The following is a 1016-nucleotide window of genomic DNA, read 5'->3' on the forward strand; positions in this document are numbered from 1 at the left end:
GAGCCTGGTTGATCGGCTCACTCTCTCATGTCCTCCCATCTCTCACGACAGGTCCAGCTGACGCCGTCCGGCTTAAACGCGAATGTGACGGTTCCCTCGGTACCGGCCTCCAGCAGGCTCGTCAGCACGACGGTTCCAAAGCCCTTATGCTTTGGCGCGATCTCTGCAGGGCCATTCGATTCCTGCCACTTCAGGGTGAATATCTGGCTCTTGAGTCCGGTACGTTCCAGATCCCATGCGATGGCTATACGACCGCCGTCGGTTGAGGGCGCCCGATATTCGACCGCGTTCGTGTAAAGCCCGTGAATTGCCATACCGAGCCCTTGCGCAACCTGAGAACGAATAAACAGATCGGGGGCCCGACATAATGGTATTTTCAGGCCAGCTGTGATGCCGGACCGTATGCAGGTTCAACAGATGCCGGAGGGGAACCTTGGAGCCGTGGTGCAGGATCGACCCCTGAAACGCTGCGATAGCCTGCACCCGTTCCATGAGGCTCTCCTTCAGCATACCGACATCATCCGCCATTCGAGCGGCCTGTGAGATTACCGCCGAAATCAAAAACAGCATGTTTTTGAACGGTGGCTCAGTTCGTGAAGCAGAATCTGAGTCACTTCATCGTTCTCTTTCAGGCGAAGCTGCTGTTGATGAAGCTTGTAGCCTATGCCAGCACTTTTCCCGAGGCTTTCGAGGAACCGCAGATTTTCGATATTGAACCGCCGGTCAGAGTCGTGATTCATCGCCCAGATCGTCCCGATCGGCCGATCCTCATCGCGGAATGGGACCAGCAGTCCTTCGCGGATGTTACCAGATGGCCTGACAGAGTCGTAATGCCAGTCGATATTCTGCATCAAGACCGACCCGTCGTGCTTAAGAACGGTACCGCAAGGACTGCTTTGCGGCATGATATGGCCTTTGGGGTGAATGCGCTTTCCGCTCGTTGTCAGCCATTCAAATCCGGTTCTGGCTTCATCGTCGTCTCTCAGGATACTGACGCCGGCCGACTACGCATTGCA

At 55.8% G+C, this 1016-nt stretch carries 2 protein-coding genes and 1 pseudogene; all 3 read right to left on the reverse strand.

Annotated features, from left to right (window positions below):
- Positions 1–17 precede the first annotated feature (17 nt).
- A complete protein-coding gene (locus ACOI1H_RS25780; RefSeq protein ID WP_422441187.1) occupies positions 18–314 on the reverse strand; it encodes a hypothetical protein in 297 nt (98 codons plus the stop codon).
- Positions 315–366: 52 nt separating this feature from the next.
- A pseudogene (locus tag ACOI1H_RS25785) lies at positions 367–570 on the reverse strand (hypothetical protein); the annotation flags it as partial.
- Positions 558–989, reverse strand: a complete 432-nt coding sequence (locus tag ACOI1H_RS25790; RefSeq protein WP_422441186.1) for a GAF domain-containing protein — start codon at positions 987–989, stop codon at positions 558–560. The pseudogene ACOI1H_RS25785 and the gene ACOI1H_RS25790, both read right to left, overlap by 13 nt.
- Positions 990–1016 lie beyond the last annotated feature (27 nt).

This window comes from Loktanella sp. DJP18, assembly GCF_049310965.1.
Classification (GTDB): domain Bacteria; phylum Pseudomonadota; class Alphaproteobacteria; order Rhodobacterales; family Rhodobacteraceae; genus Loktanella.

Excerpts from the sequence above, each read along its gene's own strand:
- ACOI1H_RS25780 (WP_422441187.1), bottom strand. The coding sequence starts at position 314 with ATGGCAATTCACGGGCTTTACACGAACGCGGTCGAATATCGGGCGCCC.